This is a genomic window from Clostridium subterminale, from assembly GCF_039521425.1.
Classification (GTDB): Bacteria; Bacillota; Clostridia; order Clostridiales; family Clostridiaceae; genus Clostridium_J; species Clostridium_J subterminale.
Genome location: NZ_BAAACI010000007.1, coordinates 511,353 through 535,753 on the forward strand (window position 1 = coordinate 511,353; position 24,401 = coordinate 535,753).

At 29.4% G+C, this 24,401-nt stretch carries 18 protein-coding genes and 1 other RNA gene; 1 reads left to right on the forward strand and 18 read right to left on the reverse strand.

Annotation, left to right across the window (positions count from 1 at the left end):
• Nucleotides 1–11: 11 nt before the first annotated feature.
• The 7 genes from ABDZ93_RS15990 to ABDZ93_RS16020 form a co-directional block, all read right to left on the reverse strand.
• Complete coding sequence (locus tag ABDZ93_RS15990) at nucleotides 12–1,166, reverse strand: hypothetical protein (protein ID WP_343827471.1); 1,155 nt, start codon at nucleotides 1,164–1,166, stop codon at nucleotides 12–14.
• A gap of 738 nt (nucleotides 1,167–1,904) precedes the next feature.
• Nucleotides 1,905–2,261, reverse strand: a transfer-messenger RNA (tmRNA) gene (gene ssrA, locus ABDZ93_RS15995).
• Between the two features lie 229 nt (nucleotides 2,262–2,490).
• Nucleotides 2,491–3,102: a histidine phosphatase family protein gene (locus ABDZ93_RS16000; protein ID WP_343827472.1), complete on the reverse strand. Its 612-nt coding sequence runs from the start codon at nucleotides 3,100–3,102 to the stop codon at nucleotides 2,491–2,493.
• A gap of 68 nt (nucleotides 3,103–3,170) precedes the next feature.
• The gene (gene smpB / locus ABDZ93_RS16005; protein WP_035131317.1) at nucleotides 3,171–3,638 is read right to left on the reverse strand and encodes an SsrA-binding protein SmpB; all 468 of its coding nucleotides are present in this window, start codon (nucleotides 3,636–3,638) and stop codon (nucleotides 3,171–3,173) included.
• A gap of 918 nt (nucleotides 3,639–4,556) precedes the next feature.
• Nucleotides 4,557–5,723, reverse strand: a complete 1,167-nt coding sequence (locus ABDZ93_RS16010) for an iron-containing alcohol dehydrogenase (RefSeq protein WP_343827473.1) — start codon at nucleotides 5,721–5,723, stop codon at nucleotides 4,557–4,559.
• A gap of 402 nt (nucleotides 5,724–6,125) precedes the next feature.
• On the reverse strand, nucleotides 6,126–8,303 hold the full coding sequence (rnr, locus tag ABDZ93_RS16015; protein ID WP_343827474.1) for a ribonuclease R: 2,178 nt from the start codon (nucleotides 8,301–8,303) through the stop codon (nucleotides 6,126–6,128).
• Between the two features lie 537 nt (nucleotides 8,304–8,840).
• Nucleotides 8,841–9,557 (reverse strand): pseudouridine synthase, encoded by a 717-nt coding sequence (locus ABDZ93_RS16020; RefSeq protein WP_343827593.1) that lies wholly within the window; start codon nucleotides 9,555–9,557, stop codon nucleotides 8,841–8,843.
• Nucleotides 9,558–10,006: 449 nt separating this feature from the next.
• Here ABDZ93_RS16020 and ABDZ93_RS16025 point away from each other — a divergent pair, with 449 nt between their 5' ends.
• Nucleotides 10,007–10,207 (forward strand): DUF4177 domain-containing protein, encoded by a 201-nt coding sequence (locus ABDZ93_RS16025; RefSeq protein ID WP_343827475.1) that lies wholly within the window; start codon nucleotides 10,007–10,009, stop codon nucleotides 10,205–10,207.
• 232 nt (nucleotides 10,208–10,439) lie between these two features.
• Here ABDZ93_RS16025 and ABDZ93_RS16030 read toward each other — a convergent pair whose 3' ends face one another.
• The 11 genes from ABDZ93_RS16030 to ABDZ93_RS16080 all read right to left on the reverse strand — a co-directional run bounded on the left by ABDZ93_RS16030 (nucleotide 10,440) and on the right by ABDZ93_RS16080 (nucleotide 24,026).
• Nucleotides 10,440–11,276 carry a lytic transglycosylase domain-containing protein gene (locus tag ABDZ93_RS16030; RefSeq protein ID WP_343827476.1) on the reverse strand — a complete coding sequence of 279 codons (837 nt, stop codon included), beginning with the start codon at nucleotides 11,274–11,276 and terminating at the stop codon, nucleotides 10,440–10,442.
• A gap of 67 nt (nucleotides 11,277–11,343) precedes the next feature.
• Entirely contained in the window at nucleotides 11,344–13,350 is a 2,007-nt protein-coding gene (locus tag ABDZ93_RS16035; protein ID WP_343827478.1) for a triple tyrosine motif-containing protein, read from the reverse strand.
• A gap of 207 nt (nucleotides 13,351–13,557) precedes the next feature.
• A complete protein-coding gene (locus ABDZ93_RS16040; RefSeq protein WP_035130421.1) occupies nucleotides 13,558–14,004 on the reverse strand; it encodes a YaiI/YqxD family protein in 447 nt (148 codons plus the stop codon).
• A 2-nt stretch (nucleotides 14,005–14,006) separates the two neighbouring features.
• Nucleotides 14,007–15,362, reverse strand: a complete 1,356-nt coding sequence (locus ABDZ93_RS16045) for a glucose-6-phosphate isomerase (protein WP_343827480.1) — start codon at nucleotides 15,360–15,362, stop codon at nucleotides 14,007–14,009.
• Between the two features lie 29 nt (nucleotides 15,363–15,391).
• A complete protein-coding gene (locus tag ABDZ93_RS16050; RefSeq protein ID WP_343827481.1) occupies nucleotides 15,392–16,414 on the reverse strand; it encodes a calcium/sodium antiporter in 1,023 nt (340 codons plus the stop codon).
• 283 nt (nucleotides 16,415–16,697) lie between these two features.
• Nucleotides 16,698–18,443, reverse strand: a complete 1,746-nt coding sequence (locus ABDZ93_RS16055; RefSeq protein WP_343827482.1) for an ABC transporter ATP-binding protein — start codon at nucleotides 18,441–18,443, stop codon at nucleotides 16,698–16,700.
• A 30-nt stretch (nucleotides 18,444–18,473) separates the two neighbouring features.
• Nucleotides 18,474–19,373: an ABC transporter ATP-binding protein gene (locus ABDZ93_RS16060; RefSeq protein WP_343827483.1), complete on the reverse strand. Its 900-nt coding sequence runs from the start codon at nucleotides 19,371–19,373 to the stop codon at nucleotides 18,474–18,476.
• Between the two features lie 15 nt (nucleotides 19,374–19,388).
• Nucleotides 19,389–20,129: a peptidylprolyl isomerase gene (locus ABDZ93_RS16065; RefSeq protein ID WP_343827484.1), complete on the reverse strand. Its 741-nt coding sequence runs from the start codon at nucleotides 20,127–20,129 to the stop codon at nucleotides 19,389–19,391.
• 4 nt (nucleotides 20,130–20,133) lie between these two features.
• Nucleotides 20,134–21,363 carry an ABC transporter permease gene (locus ABDZ93_RS16070; protein ID WP_343827485.1) on the reverse strand — a complete coding sequence of 410 codons (1,230 nt, stop codon included), beginning with the start codon at nucleotides 21,361–21,363 and terminating at the stop codon, nucleotides 20,134–20,136.
• Between the two features lie 12 nt (nucleotides 21,364–21,375).
• A complete protein-coding gene (locus ABDZ93_RS16075) occupies nucleotides 21,376–22,692 on the reverse strand; it encodes an ABC transporter permease subunit (protein ID WP_343827486.1) in 1,317 nt (438 codons plus the stop codon).
• Nucleotides 22,693–22,706: 14 nt separating this feature from the next.
• Nucleotides 22,707–24,026: an ABC transporter permease subunit gene (locus tag ABDZ93_RS16080; protein WP_343827487.1), complete on the reverse strand. Its 1,320-nt coding sequence runs from the start codon at nucleotides 24,024–24,026 to the stop codon at nucleotides 22,707–22,709.
• Nucleotides 24,027–24,401: the final 375 nt, after the last annotated feature.

Genomic DNA, 24,401 nt, shown 5'->3' on the forward strand with positions numbered 1-24,401 from the left:
AGTTTCCCCCTTTATTTAAATACCTTTATAATATCAATTGGTGATTCAATATTAATTTTCACATGATTCTGTTTTGATTTTATTGTGCTTGAATTTTTAGTACTAAAGTGAAACATCTTCTTTGTTGCTCCTATACTATCCACAATAGCATCAAGCTGTGATTCATCATTTACAAACTTTAAGGCTATATTATTGTGTATTGTACACTTTTCAGTTATGTTTTTTACGTTGAATCCACTACCATAAAAACCATGCCCATCTCTAATATTTATTCCCTCACTAATGAGTTCACTCTTCAATTCTATTAGCTTATTTGAGTCAAGTCCCCTAAATACAATATACGGGGCTGGTGATTTTATCATCTGCTTATATGGCTTATAAAATCTGTCTTTCAAAGCAAAAGCAATTTCCTTCAACTGACTAACTGGCATATCCTTTTCAACTTCAATAGCAAATATTCTCTCTGTTGGACTTATATTACTTTCTACAAAGTATTTTTTCTTAATTAAGTTTAAATACTTCTCCTTACCAATAAATTCGCTATAGGCTGAAAAAAACATTATTTCTTTATTCTCATGAATATGCTTTATTAACTCTCTTTTTGTGCATGTTCTTTTATCTACATTATCAGGATTGTTATGAATAACCTTTCCTTCGATGTATTTATATATTTGAGGGTATATTATTAAAGCATTATCTTGATCGCAACTAAAAGTCTCTTTTACTTTGTCAATGACATTCTCAAATTGATCAATATAATTTCCAGATAACTCCAATGTAAATTTACGTATGAACCGCTGCTTTAATGCTTCGTCAAATACATACTGCTTTGTTTTTATTTTACAATCACCAATAATTTCATTTAATTCTTCTATTGTTAACCTCTTACTTTCTTTCCCTTTGTCCTTAAAATACGCATATAATACACTGTCCCTTTTATCAGTCTTGAATATATCAATAAGCTGACATACTGGCTTTTTAATAGTTGAAGGTGAAAAATTGGTAGCTTCTTTATATTTTATCTGATAGATTGTCATACTATTACTAATATCTTCTTTTTGCTCTATCTCAACTACATCATCCAAAGTGGTATTACTAAGTATATTTAATATTGTTCTATCATATTGAAAACAAAACCCTTTTATAGCATAATATCCTCCGTCCATTTAACCATATCCCCCATTCCGACATTTAATATAAATATTATACACCGTCTAAGAATATATTACCAATATTGGAAATCGGTATTTTTGCTTAAATTTACATTTTAATTGTAAACAAAATAAAAGAAGAAGCCATCTAATCTGAGGATTCTCCTTCTTTATTGTTTATGAAATAATTCAGTACCTTTTCATAAAAGTGTAACTCTATGCTATCTACATATTTCTTGTTTTTAATAATTATCTCATTTTCAATTAATTATAACAAAGTTTTTTTAAATAAACATATAAAAATTTTTAAGTTCATTGTACAATTTTATAGGCTATCAATACCATTCACACCAGACATTTCAAAACTTTATAGAAAGTCTACGTCATTTAAGCTATGGTTCAACTTTTGTAATTCTAAACTTCCTCACAAATAGTAAAAGACCCAATACATTCCTGTTAAAGGTTTCATTTGTGGAGGCAAGTTGACATATCATTCCTACACTTCTGTAAGCACTAACTATATCTTAATCCTATATATTCCCCTTATTAAGCTTAAATACTGTCTAGGAGCCTTTACATCTTATAGAATTATAGCTTAGTCTGATATCTTCTATCCTAGTATTCCACGTATTGCTCCTTAAAAACCTATAAATAAATAAATAATATATTTCATTGTTACACTCATACAAATTCCTATTCAAATAATTTTTTGCAAAATAAAAAACTCTAACATTTAATGTTAGAGTTTCCAAATGGTGGAAGCGATGGGAATTGAACCCATGTCCGAAAGCCATTCCACATAAGCATCTCCGAGTGCAGTCTCTATTTTAACATTCCCTCTATAGAACCCCTAGAGACCGGGTTTCTACTTCAGTAGCTTCATAAATTCCGTTCCATGGTCAAAGCTTTCCATGGCTCGGTTCCCCACTAATCGGCGCCCTATCCTAAGCCGTGGGACTCAAAGGTAGGACGAGCAGCTATACTAAGCTGCTAATGCAAAATTGTCTTCTGCGTTTATCTTTAATCCCATAGTTTTTTAAAGCGGGCCCATGAGTTCCCTCTACTCGCTTCCTATATGTCACGTACCCCCGTCGAAACCAGTACGCCCCCATGTTAGGTAGTGGTAATTATTAGTGATTACCACGTATATTCATTATAAACAATATCAATACTTATAGCAAGTAAAGTTTTGTAAAAAGTTTTATAGTGTTTATGGACATATTTCCTTTAGATTCTACATATGGTATTTGACAAATCTATATAAATAAAAAAAGTATCACTTTTAATGATACTTTCAAATCAAATATAAATTTATTTTATTGCATATAGGTAATTCTACTTATTTTATATAAGACATATCACTTAGTCTCTTTATGATGTGTTTTCCATTGTTATCTTCTATGAAATAAGAAACTCCACCTGCTAATCCAAATAAATCACAGTTATTAAGGTCTTCTTGCTTTAGTCCTAACCACATAGCGTTAAAAATACTTAATGTATCCCCATGGGAAACAATAATTATATTCTCATCATCGCTGCTTATTACGTCATTATAGAAAGGCTCTAGACGATTCCAAGTTTCTCTTCTTGATTCAACATCTGGTATACATCTATCATCAATCGTCTTTTCCCATGCTGTTTGATTTTCTCTAAGCCACTGTACACTTTTACCTACAGCAGAACCAAGGTTACGTTCTCTTAGAGCTTCATTAATAATAGGTTTTAAGTTTAAATGCTTTCCTACTATTTCAGCAGTCTGTCTTGCTCTTTTTAAATCTGAAGAATACATAACATAGACACTATCTTTTGAAAGTTCTTCCTTAAGTTTTATCCCAATGTTATTTGCTTGTTCTTTTCCTAGGTTAGTTAAATCCCAATCTGTCCATGAACCAATCATCCCATTGGTATGGTGAACTGATTGAGTATGTTGAATGGTAATTATTCTTTTCATATCTTACCGCTCCCCCCATTTAAACTTCCCATACTTCATAGCAAAATTCTATTATGCAAAATAAAGTGTTACCTGTATTTCTCTTTCATTTGTCTGTCTATATCTCTCTTAGCTGCTTTTTCTAGCATTACATCTCTCTTATCATAATCTTTTTTACCTCTACAAACTCCAAGGTTTACTTTTACTTTACCATCTTTAAGATATAAGCTAAGTGGTATTAGAGTGTATCCCTTTTGAGCCGTGAATCCTAAAAGTTTATCTATTTCTCCTTTGTGAAGAAGTAGCTTTCTTACTCTTAGAGGATCTTTATTAAATATATTGCCTTGCTCATAAGGGCTTATGTGCATATTTTTTACGAAAACTTCTCCATTGTATACATCTGCATAGCTATCTCTAAGGTTTGCTTTTCCAGCTCTTATAGATTTAACTTCTGTTCCTACAAGTACTATTCCAGCTTCCATAGCTTCTTCTATGAAGTAATCGTGTCTTGCTTTTCTATTTTCTACTAAAGTTTTAGTTCCTAATTTCTTTGCCATGTTTTCACCTACTTTTATCATTAATATATAATTTTCTCATTATACATGTGATTTTACTAAATTTAAAATGTATTGTATAGTATAACCTATTTTTATTATAACCTAAAATAAAAATATTGTAATTATTAACCTTTAAATATATTAATTTTAATTCTTTAAAATGTTATAGACATATAAAAATAATTTTCATATTAATTCAATTTCACTAATTTCCATGTTTTTAGCTTTTTATGTTTTTATATTCTTATGTTCTTCCATAGCTAAAGCCTTGATATCACTGCACTTAAGTGTCCTAGAGAGTAGCTACATTTTAACTATTCAAAATTGAAAATATTTATATAGGAAACTTCTTAAATTGTTCTATTTTTCTCTATTTCTATAGAAAACTATTTACCTATAAAAATATGTTTATATAAAACTATATAAATAGATAACTAGGGAACTATTTAACTAGTTGTTGGTACTGTGGTGGTTTCAGGGATTTTCTCAAATATTTAAACCTCCAATTGGGAGGCTTTTTAACTAGTATTTAACCAAATCATAGATTTCTTTTTCCCCTTGGTCTCAAGGAAACTCCTTTTCTCTTCGCTCAAATGAGTAAGTTCTACTTAACCAAATCATAGATTTGGAGTAGAACTTAGAAGAGCTGTCTCACGGTAGAATTTTTTCAATTCTACTTTGAGACAGCTCTTCCAAGTTGATTTGATTTGATTTGATGAATTATATAAGGATATTTTTTAAATCTGCTGTACCTTAGTTCAACAGAAATAATAATATAATATAAGAAACCCCACTTTTATAAGTGGAGTTTCTTCCACTAACTAAATTGTTTATTTCCCCTCTATTGCAATTGAACCCCTTTTTACTTTGTTCCAATGAGTAAGTTCGAGTAACTAAATCAAAGATTTAGACTCTTACTTAGAATTCTACTTTGTTACCGTAGTAAGTGCATTCAAATAGTCTTTCCATTGTTTTGTCGTCTATCTCTCTTGGGTTTGAGCCTGTGCATGCATCAAGTACTGCATTGTGAGCTATGAACTCAAGATTTGCTTTGAAGTCTTCTTCGGTAACACCGTATTCCTTCATTGAGTGAGGAATACTTAGTTTTGTATTTAAGTCATTGATCATTTCTATTAATGAATCAGTTAATTCTGAATCTGTATTTCCATTTAATTTTAACATTCTAGCTATGTCTGCATATCTATCTTCACATTTAGTTCTGTTGTACTGAATCACATATGGAAGGAAGATTGCATTTGCACATCCATGAGGAATGTGGAATACTGCTCCTGTTTTATGAGCCATAGAGTGAACTATTCCTAGTAGTGCATTTGAAAATGCCATTCCTGCAAGGCATTGAGCCTCGTGCATTAAGTTTCTTGATTTTTCACATCCATTATAAGAATCTATTAAGTATTCTTTTACCATTTCAATTGCTTTTAATGCTAATGGATCTGAAAAGTTTGATCTTAATGATGCTGTGTATGCTTCTATAGCATGAGTTAAAGCATCCATTCCAGTATGAGCAACTAGAGTCTTTGGCATTGTTTGTGCAAGCGCTGGATCTATTATTGCTATATCTGGTGTTATATTGAAATCAGCTAATGGATATTTAATTTTAGCTTTGTAATCAGTAATTACAGAGAATGCTGTAACTTCTGTAGCTGTACCACTAGTTGATGGTATTGCAACGAATTTTGCTTTTTGTCTTAATTCAGGTAGTCCAAATGGAACAACTGCTTGTTCAAAAGTAAATTCTGGGTATTCGTAGAATATCCACATTGCTTTTGCTGCATCTATTGGAGATCCTCCACCTATAGAAACTATCCAGTCTGGCTCAAAGCTTCTCATAGCTTCTGCACCTTTCATAACTGTTTCTACTGATGGGTCTGGTTCTACCCCTTCAAATAATTCAACTTCCATACCTGCTTCTTTTAGGTAGTCTTCAACCTTTTGCAGGAATCCGAATTTCTTCATAGATCCGCCACCAACAACTACGAAAGCTCTCTTCCCCTTTAAAGTTTTCAGAGTTTCTAACGCTCCTTCTCCATGATATATATCTCTTGGTAATGTAAAACGTGCCATAATATGAACCTCCCTAATACAAACTTTAAATTTTGTTATTTATTTAACATTTATAATTTAAGTATACCACCTTTTTCTAAAAATGCTAGTACTTTGTTAAAAAATTATCTGATTTGTTTAACTTTTTAACAATCTTTTTTTGATTTCCACACTCCTATATGTAAAATAACCCTATATTTTTATTTATACCCCTTAAATTTTAGTAAATTACATAAAAAGGAAGAGATAAAATCATATTTAATTTAATAAATAAAATTTTATCTCTTCTTATATAATGTTAAATTTTTATCCTTAAGTTTTCGTTCTCTAAATATTCTATTTTATTAATAATATACGGGCATGCTCAACATTTTTATTAGATTAGTTAATTTTGTGAAAGTCCCTTTACTTCTAAACTATACTTTACTCTCCAAAAATTAAATCATCAATGTCTAGGGACATTTCTTCTTCCTCTTCTTCTGCTTGTGGTTTAACTACTTCAAAGTAAATGTCGTGAGCATCTATGTCAACCTTAGAGCAAACTACCTTAACTTCATCTCCTAATCTGTAGATATTCTTAGTTCTCTCTCCAATTAACGCTAGATGTTTTTCATCATAGATATAGTAGTCATCATGAAGCTCACTAATGTGAACTAGACCTTCTATGGTGTTAGGAAGTTCAACGAACATACCAAAGCTAGTTACAGAGGATATGATTCCTTCAAATTCTTCTCCTATCTTATCTAGCATATATTCAGCTTTCTTTAAGTCATCTACTTCACGTTCTGCATCTACAGCCATTCTTTCAGTGTCAGAAGATTGTCTTGAAGCATCTACTACAAAGGTTTTTAGTCTCTTTTCTCTCTTAGGAGTTAACCCTTCATTTATCATTTCCTTTATAATTCTATGAATTACCAGGTCAGGATATCTTCTTATTGGAGATGTGAAGTGACAATAGTATTTAGCAGCAAGACCAAAGTGTCCTACACATACTTGAGAATACTTTGCTTTCATCATAGATCTTAAAAGTAAAGTACTAACTACTGTTTCTTCTTTCTTTCCTTTAACCTTCTCTAGAATCTTTTGAAGCTCCCTTGGATGAATCTCATCTTCTTTAAATCTTACATGATATCCTAGGTTATATACGAATTCGCTGAAGTGTAATAATTTCTCCATGTCTGGGTCTTCGTGAATTCTATAAACAAATGGTGCATTAAGCCAGAAGAAATGCTCTGCTACAGTTTCATTACAGATAAGCATAAACTCTTCTATTATTCTATTGGCTATGGCTCTTTCACGTGGCAGGATATCTATTGGTTTACCAGTGTCATCTAAGATTATTCTGCATTCATCAAAGTCAAAGTCTATAGCCCCCCTTGATAATCTCTTCTTATTTAAGATTTCAAATAATCTACCCATGTTCTTAAACTCTTCATGAAGGTGTTTATATTTTTCTATGGTTTCAGCATCTTCATCTCTAAGAATCTTAGTTACATCAGTATAGGTCATTCTTTCATTAGTTTTTATTACACTTTCAAAGACATCATGATCTACTACTTTTCCTGTAGGATCAATTTCCATAAAGCAACTAAGAGCAAGTCTATCTACCTTTGGATTTAAGCTACATACTCCATTGGATAGCTTTCTAGGAAGCATTGGGATAACTCTATCAATTAGATATACAGAGGTACCTCTTTTAAAGGCTTCCTTATCAAGGACATTATTTTCTCTTACATAATGAGATACGTCTGCAATGTGAACTCCTAGCTTAAAGTTTCCATTTTTAAGGACTTCTACTGAAACAGCGTCATCTAAGTCCTTTGCATCTTCTCCATCTATGGTAACCATAGTCACATCTCTAAGGTCTCTTCTTCTATCTATTTCACTTTGAGGAACCACATCTTCTATTCTTTCTGCATATTCCTCTACCTGTATTGGGAATTCTTCAGGAAGATTGTGCTTTCTTATTATAGTTAGGATATCTATTCCTTTATCTCCCTTTTCTCCTAGGATTTCAATGATTTTCCCTTCAGGATTTCTTCTCTTTTCTGGCCAGCTAGTTATTTCTACCACTACTATTTGGCCTGATTTAGCTCCATTTCTATCATTTTTAGAAATAAATACGTCTTGGCCTATCTTTTTATCATCTGGTACAACGAATCCAAAGTTTCTACTATCTTCATAGGTTCCAACTAATTTTTTATTCTTTCTTTCAACAATTCTGATAATTTCTCCTTCAGATTTTTTACCGTTGTTCTCATCTTTTAATACTTTAACTAGTACTATGTCATTGTTCATGGCACTATTCACATTACTAGCAGGGATAAATATATCTGGTCTATCTTCTTCTACAATTACAAAGCCAAAGCCCTTTTGGTTAGCTGCAAAAACCCCCTTAAGTATGCCCATTCTCTCTGGAATACCATATAGCTCTGCTCTATTTTTTATTATTTCTCCATCTTTCTCCATTTCATCTAGTAGGTTTGAAAACTCCTTAGATTCTTTTTTACCTATACCAAATATTTTAGATAATTCTTTTAAACTCATTGGTTTATAAGCTTTCTCTTTCATAAAGCTTATAAGCACTTCTCTTATATTCATAATACACGTCCTCTCAAACTTCTCTCTTCTTTAAGTAATATATCTTCTTAATACATATTATTTATCCTTTTATAATTAGTATACCTATTTACTATTATTGCTCCATTAAATCTATGTTATGTGTTTTTTACATTATATATTTACATAGTACATATAGTTTACAATATATACTATGTAATTTCTAGATTTATCTTATATAACATATGTTTTCCAAGAAGAATTGAATTTTCAGATGCCTTATACGAGAAAAAACCCATCGGGGGTAACCAATGGGTTTTTTCCTTGCAATAATATACAATTATATTCGACATAAAATAACTTGTATAACCCTTGGGGTTAGGTTATACGTATAAATAAAAAGGGGTTATTTATTCTATTTATATATATATTATATATATAATTTTATAAATTTTCAAGTAAATTTATAATAAAAAATATAAACTAATTGTTAATTTTTATATTTTATTTGAATTTTCTACACTTTACCCCATATTATATTTTATATTCAATTAAATGTATATATATTCAAATTAATTCCTATAGACTATTTAGTATCTCTACTTCATCTTCAGTCAGTTCCCTATATTCTCCTTCTTCTAAGGTTTCATCCAGTTCCATAGGTCCAAATTTAACTCTTTTCAAATATACAACAGACTTATCTAAAGCTTCAAACATTCTCTTTACTTGATGGAATTTGCCTTCCTGTATTGTAACAAAAACTTCAGAACCATCTTCCGTAGAAGAAATTATTTCTAATTTTCCTGGCATACACTTATAACCATCATCTATGACAATACCTTTTCTAAAACTCTCTACATCTTTTTCATCCACTGGCTTATCTATTTCTGCATAATAAACCTTATCTACATGGTTTTTAGGAGCAATTAATTTGTGATTTAAAGCTCCATCATTAGTAAGCAATAAGAATCCTACAGTATCCTTATCTAATCTTCCCACTGGAAATGGCTCAAAAACTTGATATTCTGGATCTAATAAATCTATAACAGTCTCATCATAATTATCAAAGGTTGCACTTACCACTCCTGCTGGCTTATTTAAAAGTAGGTAAACATACTTTCTATACATTACCCTTTCTCCATTTACCTCAATAACTGCTGTCTCTGGATCAACTTTAGTTGAACTATCCTTTATAACCTCTCCATCAACTACAACTTCCCCATTTTTACAACTAACCTTAACTTCCTTACGACTTCCATATCCTAAATTTCCTAATATTTTATCTAAACGTTCCATGTCATACCATCCTTTATTAATAATTTGCCCGATGACTACCAACTCTAATACCCCTATCTTCTTCAAAGTGTGAGTAAAGAGCTGCTACGTCCCTGGATAACGATTTCTAACCTTCAAAGAAGCTAAAAACTCTGTTTATGTATATGTTAACTCATTGTTTAACTTTATATAAACTAATTTATATAAATTAATATTATTATTAGTCAAAATTCATTTTAACATTACTTTTAAAATATATCTAATATTTTAACATAATTTTATTATATATGTCTTTACCTACTCTCATTACTAAAGTCATGATAATCGCCATGTATTTTTCAAAATAATTACGTGAATTTTATTAATATATTTATTAGTTATAATTAATGTTATAATTTGTATATGTGTATTATTTAAATGTACATTATAAAATATCAAGAATATAATTACCACAAGGGGGACATATTTCTATGTATGAATATAAGGTTTTGAAATGGCGATTTGATTTAAACAGTGCAGAAGATTTAGAACAAGAACTTAATGGATATGCATCAACTGGCTGGAGGGTATTTAACATAATACCTAACCTAAAAGGAAGTGGAAGCTTTATATATGGTGTTGTTAATGAAAATGAAGCAACTATTATTCTTGAAAGAGTTAAGAAAAATTAATTTAGTATATATTATAAAAGCTGTTTCGAAATAATTTGCCAATCTTTATAAAATGTTGAGCCTGTACTTTAATATTATTGTTAGCGAATGCCATTTGTAGGAGCATTAGATTTACTTAAGATTTATGAATGTTAAAATCCTCTAGTAAATCAATGCTTCGAAACGGCTGAGCGTCAATAATATAAGTACAGGCTCAACACTAGCTTAAGATCTAGTTTATTCTAAGTTCTTATTATATTAAATTATTTATCTTTGCTAAATAATTTTTTGTTTCTGATGGTAATTTATAAAAGTCACTGGAGCTACTTATTCCTCTAGATGACATATTTCCTGGTCCAAAGTTATATGCTGCTAGTGCCATGTTTAAGTCATTATTATAGGTTTTAAGATAATCCTTTATGTGTCTTGTACCTGCATCAACATTTTGCTCTATGTTAAATGCATCATTAACTCCATAGTGCTCTATGTTACAAGGCATTAACTGCATTAATCCTTTAGCTCCAGCAGGAGATACTGCATTAGGATTAAAGTTTGATTCTGTTTTAATTATAGCTCTTATTAAATTAGCATTTACTCCATACTTAGTAGAAGCATCAGCTATGGCTTTTTCAATTCTTTCAGAGTCAGTACCTGTAGCACTTACTACTGTGGAAGGAGTTGCTCCTCCTAAAGCTCTTACAATGACATTACTTATATCATTTATACCATTAGAACTATTATTAGCTCTATTATTTTGATCTATGCCCTGCTGAGTTTGTCTCTCTTTTTCACCCAGGGCCTTTAGTAAAGATGTCATGATTAAACTAAATCCACTAGTTCCTGAAGAAGTGTTGCTATCTGAACCTCCAAAGTTTCCTGACATTAAACCTAAACTCAGAAGTCCACTAAGTGCATCACTGCTAGTACCAGAATTTAAGGTGTCGTTGGCAATACCTAGTCCATTAACATATTGATTTTGAGTAATTCCACTATTCGTTGAACCTATACTACTGTTAGTAGTTCCATTTGTAGCTATGCTGTTTATATAATTATTTATTCCACCATAAACACTACCCACATCGTAACTCATTACTTCATCTCCTCTGTTTCTTATACTATATTAGGCATCTTTGACCTATTTATTTTTTGAAGATGCCTTATTCCTTACACTGAATTTCATATATGGAATAGTCATCATAGGCGCTTTTAGAGTAACAGCTTTTACATAATGCCAATATCTTATAAAACCCTTTATAGAAAGGCATAAAGGTATAATAATTTTTCTTACTATACTTTTGTATTAGCTTCCATTCTCCCTTTTCCATTAAATAAAATTCATATAAATTATCTTTTCCACCATCACATTCTACATAGAAGTTAACATCCTCATTGCACTTTATTACTTCTCTATCTAAGGTTATTTTGCAGTTAGTTACTGGAACTCCTTGTAATACGTCTAAAACCAGTTCCTTTTTACAGTCATATTCCTTAGTGCTAAATATATTTTTACAATATATCTTTACCGTATATACTCCTGCACATTTTGGAATTAGTTTAAACTTCTTATCATTACCGAATTCAGTAGTTTCAACTTCTCTGCCATTGATCTCAACTTTATATTTAGTTAAAGTATTACTAGTGTTTTCTGTTATCACCTCTAAGACTATTTCATCACCTATAAGGTACATATACTTCTTCTCTGTAAGAATATAATCTATCTTAGCTGGTATATATTCTTTACAATCTATATATATCACTGAATGTACATCATAGTCTCTCTTAGATTTTAGATGTTTTACCTTAACTTCTATTTCGTATTTTCCTACCTTAGTAGGAGTGAATTTCAAATTATCTTCTTCGTTATATTCTATGAATTCGACTTGTTTCCCTTCTTTTTTTACAATAAATTCATATAATAGATTTCTTGAACCGGTGGCTTCAACATTTAACTTAACTGGTTCATTGATAAGAACTTGCTTGTCCTTATTTAGCTTGATCTCTTTTATATATACATTCTGTGCACAATCTTCATCTATAACGAAGTCCATAATTGCCTTCTCTTCATAATCGTCCTTATAGGTGCTATCCTTTACAAGAACTTCAATTCTATATAAACCACTTTTTTCCGGAACCCACTTATAACTGTTGTTAGTAGTAAAATTAGAACTACTATGATAATTTCCATCTACTACAAACTTATAAAGCAATTTATCTCCACCAGAGCATATTGCCTTTAACTCTATAGGTGTTTTTTCTAACTGTGGTGAGCTTAAATCAGAAGTAAAGTTAAGAATTTTTATAGGTTTATATTTATCTACACTATAATGTATTATTCCCCTATCATCAAACTTCTCGTGGGAATACATATCCTTCACTAAACATAAAAGCTTATACTTACCTGGTAATATTTCTGTGAAGCTGACTAACCTCTTACTTGAAAAGTCTTGTACTACATGCATATTACCATATTCATCAATCTTTATAAATTTGTATAATACAACCCTATTTTCATCAAAGCGCGCATCAATCTCAAAGGTTAACTCATTACCTACTATCAAATCTTCTGTTAAGCACTTTATATTGTTAATTCTTATTTGATCCATAGGTAATACTTTGAAGGTTACATTTTTAAAGTCATCAAATTGATGTACTGAGCCTTCTTCTTTACTCTCTATAAGAATCTCAATGTCTCCTTCACGATTTGGAGTAAAACTTAAACTAGTGTCCATGGAATAATCTCTTATTAAATTCCATTTGCATTCTTCTTTTATCCAATACTTACACATGATAGGTAATTTATTAGGCAAAACATCAATTTCTATTTTTTCCCCTAACTTTATTTCATTATTGCTAATGATGATATCTTTTATTAGTTTTTCTTCAACAGACCCAATAATAAAATCCATTCTAGATGTGAACTCAATAGGTTTTTTCCCATCTCTTTTTTTAGATTGTACCATTATCATATATTTGCCATCTTCCTTAGGTGTCCAATAGGCAAAATCCTCCTCATGGAAATCTCTAATGGTTTCCCAACCGCCATCACAATTTATTATAAACTTATATAACAAATTTTCTGACATTTCATTTTCTATATATATCTTAATTTCAGTCCCCTTTTCTTGTGGACTTGATAGGCTTGTACCAATAATCATTTCATTCATACATATTCCCCCTAGAATGTATATATACATTCCCAATAGATTAAAATATTATAATATTCTTACATAACATAGCTATATTATACTACACTTACATATTATGTAACAACCTATCACCGACTTTATATATGATAATTCATTAGACAAAATCTTTGTAAAAAAACACTTGTAAATTATATTTCTACAAGTGCTTTCTTAATTTATGTTTTTCTATTCTTCTCTTAGACTTCTTTCTACAAGCTTTATTAAATTATCTCTAAGACTTATATTGTCATCTTCATTTCTTTTTTTATGTTTTCCAGTCTTTCCACCGCCACGTCTTACCTTGGCACTTATATGTCTTTCAAAGAGTAATTTATCTATATTATTTTCAGAAAATATATATCCTCTTGGACTTATGGCATAGGATTTTTTACCAAGAACCATAGCTGCTACTCCATAATCTTGAGTTACTACGATATCTCCTCTTTTAGCTTCGTTGGCAACCTTCATATCCACTGCTTGAAAGCCACTATCCATTATTATAACTTCACCATATTCTAAATTTATAACATGATGTATATCACAATAGATTTTTAGAGGAACCTTATAAGTCTTAGCTACTTCTTCTATAATACCTCTTCCTGCACATCCATCACCATCAACTATAATAGTCATAATTAAATACCTAGCCTCTCTATTAAGGACCTTTGAAGTTCTTCATAACCTGGCTTACCAAGTAATGCAAACATGTTTTTCTTATAGGCTTCTACCCCTTCTTGATCAAAAGGATTTATTCCTAATAAATATCCTCCTATAGCGCAGGATTTTTCAAAGAAGTATATAAGCTCTCCTATGGCTTCTGGATTTAAAGCTTTCATATTTATAAGTATATTAGGAACTCCACCCTCTACATGAGCAAGGGCTGTTCCTTCCATAGCTCTTTTATTTACAAAGTCTATAGTTTTTCCTGCTAAGAAATTAAGCCCATCTACATTTTCTTCATCTTCTTTTATGGATAAATTTATTTGTGGCTCTTCTACATTTATTACAGTTTCAAATATATTTCTCATTCCATCTTGAATATACTGGCCCATGGAGTGAAGATCTGTTGAAAAGTTAACGGCTGCAGGGAATATACCTTTTCCATCCTTACCTTGGCTTTCTCCATAAAGCTGCTTAAACCACTCTCCAAAGTATTGTAGACAAGGTTCATAGTTTACTAGAATTTCTGTAGTTTTCCCTCTTTCATATAAAAGATGTCTTGCTGCAGCATATTTATAACAAATATTTCTGTCTACATCTTCACTACTAAAGTTTTCTCTTCCGTTTCTTGCTCCCTGTAATAACTCATCTATATTTATTCCTGCTACTGCAATTGGAAGTAATCCTACTGGTGTCAGAACAGAAAATCTTCCTCCTATATCATCAGGAATTACAAAGGTTTCATACCCTTCTGTATCTGCTAATTTTTTAAGAGCTCCCTTTGCTTTATCTGTTGTTATAAAAATTCTATTTTTAGCTTCTTCCTTGCCGTACTTTTTCTCAATAATTTCTTTAAATATTCTAAAGGCTATGGCAGGCTCTGTAGTAGTTCCAGACTTTGAAATAACATTTATAGAGAAATCCCTATCCTCTATTATCTGTATAAGTTGAGACAAATAAGTAGAACTTATATTATTTCCCGCAAAATATACTGCTGGAACTTTTCTCTTATCATCATTCATATTATTAAAGAAGGGTCCTGTCATTGCTTCTATGACAGCTCTAGCTCCAAGATATGAACCACCGATACCAATTACTATAAGAACTTTTGAACCTTCTTGTATCTTTTTAGCTGCTACCTTTACTCTTTCAAACTCATCTTTGTCATAATTAGTTGGTAGGTCAAGCCATCCTAAAAAATCATTTCCAGCACCACATCTGTTATGTAGAGTGTTGTGTGCTGCTATTATCATAGGTTTTAAATTTTCTATATGTGATTCATTAACTGATTCTTGAAGGTTTTTTATATTTAAACTTATAGAACTATTCATTTCTTATTGCCTCCTATAAAACAACTTAATTATATTATCAAAATTAAAAAACTTATGTATGCTATATAAACACTAAGAAGCATTATTCCATTCTTCTTGGAATATCTTCCATTAGTTGATATAGGTAAAATTACAAGTAACATCAATACTAGAGCCACTGGAATATCTAAAAGTATAGTTTGATTAAAGTTTATAAAAGGTGTGTTAAATATATAAACATTTCTAGACCTTAGTATTAATCCACCCTTTGCTAAAATACTACTACTAGCTATTGTCATAGTTATATTAAGTATATTTGCACCAATAACATTACCAACTGCAACTCCACTTTCTTTCTTATATATAGAAGTTAAAACTGTAACTAATTCTGGTAATGAGGTTCCTAAGGCCAAAATAGTTAAACTAATTATCCCTTCTGTAACCCCATAATACCTTGCTATAATTTGTGCATTTACAACTAACAATCTTGCCCCACACCCTATAAGTATTGCGCCTACTATAAATATAATTATATATTTTGCAAATTCTCTCTTTTTTAGTCTTCTCTTAAAATTAATTTCTTCCTCAGAAATTGCAATATCATCAGGAATTTCAAGAGTTCTTTTAGCAGCCTTTATATTTTTCTTTACATAGTATACAAATAAACTTAATAGAATCATTCCTTCTAATTTATTAATATTCCCATCTGTAGAGAAAAGTAATAGTAAGACCATAGATATTATCATCATAAAAGCTCTTGGCATAAACCTCTCTTTTTCTACTTTTACAGGCATTGCAATCATAGAAATAGCAAGAACAAGTCCTGTATTGCAAATTATTGCTCCTATAGCATTGCCCACTGCAATCTCAGGAGAGCCCATAATAGTGGCCACTGAAGCTACAAAAAACTCTGGAAGAGTCGTTGCTAAACTTACGATAGTTGCCCCTATAATAATTTTAGGTATTCCTGTTACCTCAGCAATCCACATAGCTGAGTCTACAAATATATCTCCACCCTTTATTATTACTCCAATTCCTAAAATGAACATTACTATAGGTAAAAATATCTCCATTTTAATCCTCCATCCTCTTATGTCAGTATACAATATTATGTAAATTATTTCAAACTTCCTTTCACAGTTAAAATAAGGATTATTAAAACAAATAAACTCGATGAATTTCAATATATTCATCAAGTTTATCTTCATCTTATATTCCCTTTTCTTTGCTATGCCATTGATAAAAAATTTTAAATGAATCATTTAGTGCTTCTATAGTTCTTCATTAACATAAGAATACTTCTTCTAATATAGAACCTCTTATTAACTCATATATGCAATTTATAATATCTTTGAATTATTCATTATCTTTATTTAGTAATTTCCTATACTCTGTACAATTGATTATTAATTCATCATGCATTCCATCACCTACTATTTCTCCATCTTTAAATACTATTACCCTTGACTTAGTTGATTCAATATTCTTAATTCTATGAGTAATATAAATTCCTATAGTATTTAAACACTGTTCTTTTAGAACATTAAAAATATTCCTTTCTGATTTTGCATCTAAAGCAGATGTAGGTTCGTCTAATGCTATTAAATCATAATCTCTAATAAGTGCTCTACCTATAGCAACTTTTTGCCATTGCCCTATTGAAAGTTGCTCACCATCAAACCATAACCCCATTTGTGTATCAATTCTATCCAAATATGTTTCAACTTTAGTTTTCAACTCTACATTTTCTAATATTGAATAAATTTGTTCATCATTTCTTAATTGGTTAATATTCCCAAAGGCTATATTTTCACGCATAGTAAATTCATATTTATTAAAGTCTTGAAAAACTGTACTTATTTTATTTCTTAAACTTTCAGTGTCTATATTTTTTAACTCTACATCATTAATTAAAATTTCGCCCTGATAATTGTCATAAAGACCACAGATAAGTTTAATAAAAGTACTTTTGCCACTACCATTCTCGCCTACAACTCCCACTAATTCACCTTTAGTAATTGTAGTATTTATATTTCTTAAAACCATATTATTTTTTCCATTATAAGAATAAGATAGATTTTTTAACTCAATTTTTTTAATTTCATTAATAGCTATTTTCTCTTTTTGATTAACTTTATTATTATAATTTAACAATTTAAAATACTGATCTACATATAATAAGTTGTTGTATATTTCAGGTATCCTATTTAAGAATATATTTAAATTACTTTGAACTGTACCTATACTATCAATATACGCAACCATAGAACCTATTAAAATTTCGCCTCTCATGGTCATATTAGCTATATATAAAATAACGAAAATACTTATACCCTCTTCAAGTACACCTAAAGTAATGTCATAAATACTTTTTACTTTAATAACTTCAAAATCCTGTTTTAGTAATTTATTTTTTAATCTAGAAAATATATCTAATAAGTATCCTCCTAAATTAAACATCTTAATTTCTTTATAACTAACATCATTGCTCAGCAAGTAACTAATATACGATGTTTTACGCACATTCTTTATTCTAGCCATTCTCATCTTATAATTTCTTTTGCCTATTTTATAATTTAGAAACATGGATATTAATGGTGTTATTATAACCAATATGAATATCTTAGAATTCATAGTTAGTAATATTGATATTACCGATAGTAGTGAAGTAATCTGCATTAACATATCCATAATACTTTTATAAGTTAAATATACCTTTGTTTGACCTTCCATTTGTGCTTTACCCAACATATCATAAATATCAGAATTTTCAAAGTCCTTCAATTCTAAATCTACACATTTATTTAGCACATCTAAACTCATTCTATTGTCTAATAGTAATTGATGCTTTGAATTTACAATTCCAAAAATTATGGATATTAATAATATTGCTATGTTAATAGTAGCATATATAAATAGTGACCTTATAAATACTACTTGCTGAGTATTTGTATTCGTAATTGTATTAACTAGCAATTTAGTTGCATAAATTAAAAATCCAGAAGATACTCCCCTCAATAAAGTAAATAACATATTAAGAAAAAAATATAATGGAGATATTTTATAGATATAAGAAATGGTATCTTTTAATGACTTTATCACAATTTCCTCCTAAAGTACGGTGTATTTCTATTATGATTTATAAATTTCTTTATAAACAACTTCTATATCCTGTTTTTCCTTTGTAATATCTATAATATTTATACCATAGTCTAAAATAACCTTTAGAATTTTAGATATTAATTCTTCTTCAACTAGATCAAAAACAAGTGTATCTTTTCCAAGTTTTTCGAAACTCAATTCTTTTAATTCATTATTTAATACTTCAATCACTTTGTCCATATCATCTACTTTAATTAAGTATTTTTGTTTTTCTAAAATGTTCATAGGAGTTTCTATTATTTTCCCTTGATTGATACAAATAAGTCTATCAGCTAACTTTTCAACTTCACCTAATTGATGAGATGAAAACAAAATAGAGATATCTTCATTTTTAACTAATTCTAATAAGGTATTTCTCAATTGAATAACTCCCGTTGGATCTAAGCCATTTGTTGGTTCATCTAGAATTAAAAATTTAGGCTTACTTAAAAGTGCAATGCCTAGGGCTAGTCTTTGTTTCATTCCCATTGAATATCCATTAACATTTCTATCCAGATCTTCTTTTAATCCTGTAAAATCATATATTTCTTTTATTCTTTCTTCTTTTATATTTCTTAGACTTGCAAATAATTTAATATTTTCTCTGCCACTTATATCTAAATATAAACCTGGTGATTCTATTAAAGAAGCCATTTGACTAAGAGCTAACTCTCTTTCTCTTTTTACATCATATCCAGATACCGTTACTGAACCTTGATCTGGGAAAATAAGACTTGCTATACATTTCATAGTTGTAGACTTACCTGCCCCATTAGGACCTACAAAGCCGACTATTTCATTATTATCAATAAAAAAAGATACATTATCTAAGACTTTTTTTCTTCCAAAGGTCTTATTTATATTATTAACTTCAACTAAATGATTACTCATAAGGTACCTCCTATATTATATATCCCCTTCATATTCTTTTAATTCTATACTTTCAATTTCTATTATATCAAGGGGCTCACCCATAGATCCTACTTTAACTTCACGCATTTTTTCAATAGTATCCATTCCATAAAACACCTGTCCAAATACAGTAATTTCATCCTTGTTAACTACATTCCCCCCGATTTTTTCAAATGCCTCTGTTATTTTTTCTGGAAATCCATAACCACTTAGATTACTCTTTTCCTCATCGGTTAAGAAATTTTTATCAATTATACAGAAATTACTGAAATTCTTTCCATCAACCTTTATCCTCCTTGGGATAACTACACTTCCATAGAGCATAGCATAATCATTATCTATTTCAATATCAAATCCACCTTCATATATACTTTTACCTTCATAATCTGGTTCTCCTATCTTACCTATACCAGCAGATACTACCCCCATTGCAGTAAAAGCATGCCCTGAATAAAACCCCTCTTTTGCTAGGGTCTTAAAATTTTCTACAGCCTTAGGAGCAATATCTTCAAATAGTCGTAATCTTATTTCTCCATAATTAGTTTTTATAATAGCTATTGTTTCTCCTATTTCAGGCCTTTTTAGTTGGTCAAGTTCTATATTTTCATAGGAAACATAATGATTATTATCATCTGTTTTATCAACTTGATCTTCACCTTTTTTTACTTTATCACAGCCTACTAGACAAAGAACAAATACTATAATAGTAAATACAGCTAACACTTTTTTATTCATTATCTTACTCCCCTCTAATTCCAACTAAATCTTTATTTTTAAACTTAAACGTGGTTATTACTATTATTAAAGTTGAAAGTAAAAGTTGTAGTAATATCCCATATGAATGATTTACCTTTAACTGTGATGACATTAGGTCTTCATAGAAAATATAGTATATAGGATTAAATAATCTATTTGCATTCATAAATGCATCTATTGAGTGCATTATATATGACAACATTATAATAGTAAGGAGTACGCCAAAACTTAGCATTTCACTGTTAGTTCTTACTGATAATGAAGTACTAAATACAATAACAAATAATACTAAAACCATAAAATTAACAAAATCAACTATTATCAATTTATATAATTGAATAAATCCTTGATTCATATTTGTAATTATAGGATTTAAATTAGTTACCCCTTCATTTATAGATAGTGGATATAGTAATTTACCCCAGCCAAATATAAGAGAAACTACCACAAATGCAATTGCTAGTACCATTAGAAGGATAAAACAAACTAAGGTATATGATGCTAATATTTTAGATAGCAATATTGATTTTCTCTTTATTGGAGATGTATAAAGGGTTTTATAGCTGTCTTCTCTTAACTCAAGAGCATAGGAATCTATGGTAAATAGTAAGATGAATATTAAAATTATGATTAGATTAGATCCAGTAAAAAAATTCTTTAAAAAATTAGCTCCATTAAGTGTATATGGATTGACGATAATTGGGGTTTTAGACTGAAGTAAATTATCCATATATTCTATGTCACGCTCTACTTGGTTAATAGATAAACCCCTCCTTTCTAAGAATTCATCATCAATAACTCCATTTTCATATGCTTCTTTCATACTAGCATATTTAATTTTAAGGGCTTTAGTGAAATTAACTTCATCTTCTAATAAACTCTTATGTCCTTTTATTTTTTTAGAAAAGATACCATTTATAATCATATCACTGCTATGTTGAGATTGATAAAAATTACTCTCTTTCTGTATCTTTTTATATAATTCGCTAGAATCATCTACATCTTTTAGCAGCATTGTATTATAGCCTATAATACTTCCATATTCTATCAAATTATATTCGCATACAGTATGTTGATTTTTATCATATTCCTTCTCCTTGTAAACTAAAGATATGCTGAAAACTATTACATATATTATAAACCCTAGGCATAATAGTTTATTTTTTTTTGATTTAATGTTTTTCCTCAACTCAAATTTTATTGCTTTAATCATTTAATCGCCTCCCTAACCAGTTATATCTTTTCTTTTAAGATAACTTGTACTGATTAATATAGAAATAAATGTACCTATGAATAACACAATGAAACTTCCCAGTAATGTGAAATTAATACTTCCCGTTATTATTTTTGTTGCATTACTCATACTAAATATATTAAAGATGCTTGGATAAAAATATGAGCTTATATAGCCTATGGCATTAATAACTATTAATACTATTAATGATTTTATTTTATCCTTGAATATTGAAGATACAAATACAGAAATAGTTGTAAGTAAGAAAGTATACACAAAAAACAATGATAAAGCTTGTATTAAAAATCTTCTAAAACTTATAAAAGCTACACTATTAAATAGGTTCTTTCCTAAATCATTATGGCTAATCTCCACAGGTCCTAAATATGCCTTTTGTAAGGTAACATTATACGCTTCTTTTAAATCCATGCCTTTTATACTCAAAGCATTCCATTGATTGTTATGTGTTAAAATTGGTGTATCAAAGGAATGAAAGTCTGATAAAGCTCCTACAAATAAACTCAATATTAAAATTGTTACTACTACAATAAGGAAAACAGCTAACAAGTTAGCTAGTACCATGGTTATATAATATTTATTTCTCTTAAACGGCTGAGCTAAAATATTTTTAGTTATTCCTAATCTATATTCATCACTAATACAATTGAAACTAATTAAAATAACAGCTAAACATATTATAATAGGCAAAACTTTATCTATCATATTATAAATAAAAGTCACATTGTTTAAGGAGTAATTGTCAATATATCTAATACCCTTATTATAAAGCTCATATCTATATTTCATTTGTACACAAAAACTTTTAATATCATCAGCTGTAAAATTAATATATAAATATGAACTTTTATAGGTATCATATTCAATTTCGGGTAATAGCTCATTCCATATGTCAATAATGTTGTTCCTTAAAAGTTTACTTTCATCTATGGAACAAAATAATCTAGTGGATATCATATTAACTATCAAATCATTTTTATAAGCTTCTTTATAATTGCCTTTTTCATAGCTGTCTACTGCATTTTCTGCATAATGAAGCAAATCATCCCACATACTTACTTCATTATATTTTTTTTCCTTTGAAGCACGTTCTCTAATCGATTCTATGTGGGTTCTACTATTAACAAGTGCAATATATGATTCAGGAATTTCTCTATTATATTTTATTTTTGAATTAAAAAAACTCATTTCAGTATACACATTTATGCCAAGAAAGATAATCAATGCAATGAATAAAAATGTTATTGGTTTTTTTAATGCTCTCTTAAATTCATATTTAAATAAATCCAAATTGATGCACCTCCCTAACCAGTTATATCTTTTCTTTTAAGATAACTTGTACTGATTAATATAGAAATAAATATACCTATAGATAACACAATGAAACTTCCTAGTAATGTGAAATTAATACTTCCCGTTATTATTTTTATTGCATTACCCATGCTAAATATATTAAATATGCTTGGATAAAAATATGAGCTTATATAGCCTATGGCATTAATAACTATTAATACTATTAAGGATTTTATTTTATCCTTAAATATTGAAGATACAAATACAGAAATAGTTGTAAGTAAGAAAGTATACATAAAAAACAATGATAAAGCTTGTATTAAAAATTTTCTAAAACTTATAAAAGCTACACTATTAAATAGGTTCTTTCCTAAATCATTATAGCTAATCTCCACAGGCCCCAAATATGCCTTTTGTAAGGTAACATTATATGCTTCTTTTAAATCCATGCCTTTTATATTCAAAGTATTCCATTGATTGATATGTGTTAAAATTGGTGTATCAAAGGAATGAAAGTCTGATATAGTTCCTACAAATAAACTCATTATTAAAGTTGTTCCTGCTACAATAAGGAAAACAGCTAAGAAGTTAGCTAGTGCCATGGTTATATAATATTTATTTCTCTTAAACGGCTGAGCTAAAATATTTTTAGTTATTCCTAATCTATACTCATCACTAATACAATTGAAACTAACTAAAACAACAGCTAAACATATTATAATAGGTAAAATTTTATCTATCATATTATAAATAAAAGTCACATTGTTTAAGGAGTAATTGTCAATATATCTAATATCCTTATTATATATGTCATATTTATATTTCATTTGTACACAATTACCTTTAATTTCATCAGCTGTAAGGATAGCTTCTGAATTTGAACTTTCAAAGATATCATATTCAATTTCGGGTAATAGCTCATTCCATATGTCAATAATATTGGTCTTTAAAAGTTCACTTTCATCTATGGGGCAATATAATCTCGTGTGTATCATATAAAGTATCAAATCATTTTTATAAGCTTCTTTATAATTGCCTTTCTCATAGTTTTCTACTGCCTTTTCTGCATATTTAACTAAATTATCTAACATATATACTTCATCATGCTTTTGTTCCTTTAAAGCAAATTTTCTATTCCCTTCTATGTGAACTCTAGTACTACCACCGACTACATCATACGATCCGGGAATTTCTCTATTATATTTTATTTTGGAGTTAAAAAAACTCATTTCTGTATACACATTTACGCCAAGAAAAATAATCAATGCAATGAATAAAAATGTTATTGGTTTTTTTAATGCTCTTTTGAACTCATATTTAAATAAATCCAAATCGATTCACCTCCTAAGTTAAAACCCTAGAATTCTATAGGCTTTAAAAAATATTGTACTTAGAAAATTAAATGATATCATTTACACATATTTATCTAAATATAATGCATGCCATACTCACTATACTATAAGACTTATTGACCTATCTAATTTTTTTGTTTAATATGGCTCTGGTCCACTCGTGGTTGATGTCACGTTAGATAACCTACGATTATCGTTCAATAATGATGTATAGGCGAATTGTCCCGATGTGCAAGCGCATGAAGCAGTGCATCTACATACTGCCATAATATCACTAATTGTATTTTTATTGCCCAAATTATTATTTAATTTTTTCATATATACCTTCCCCTTTCATGTATAGATTTCTAGCAT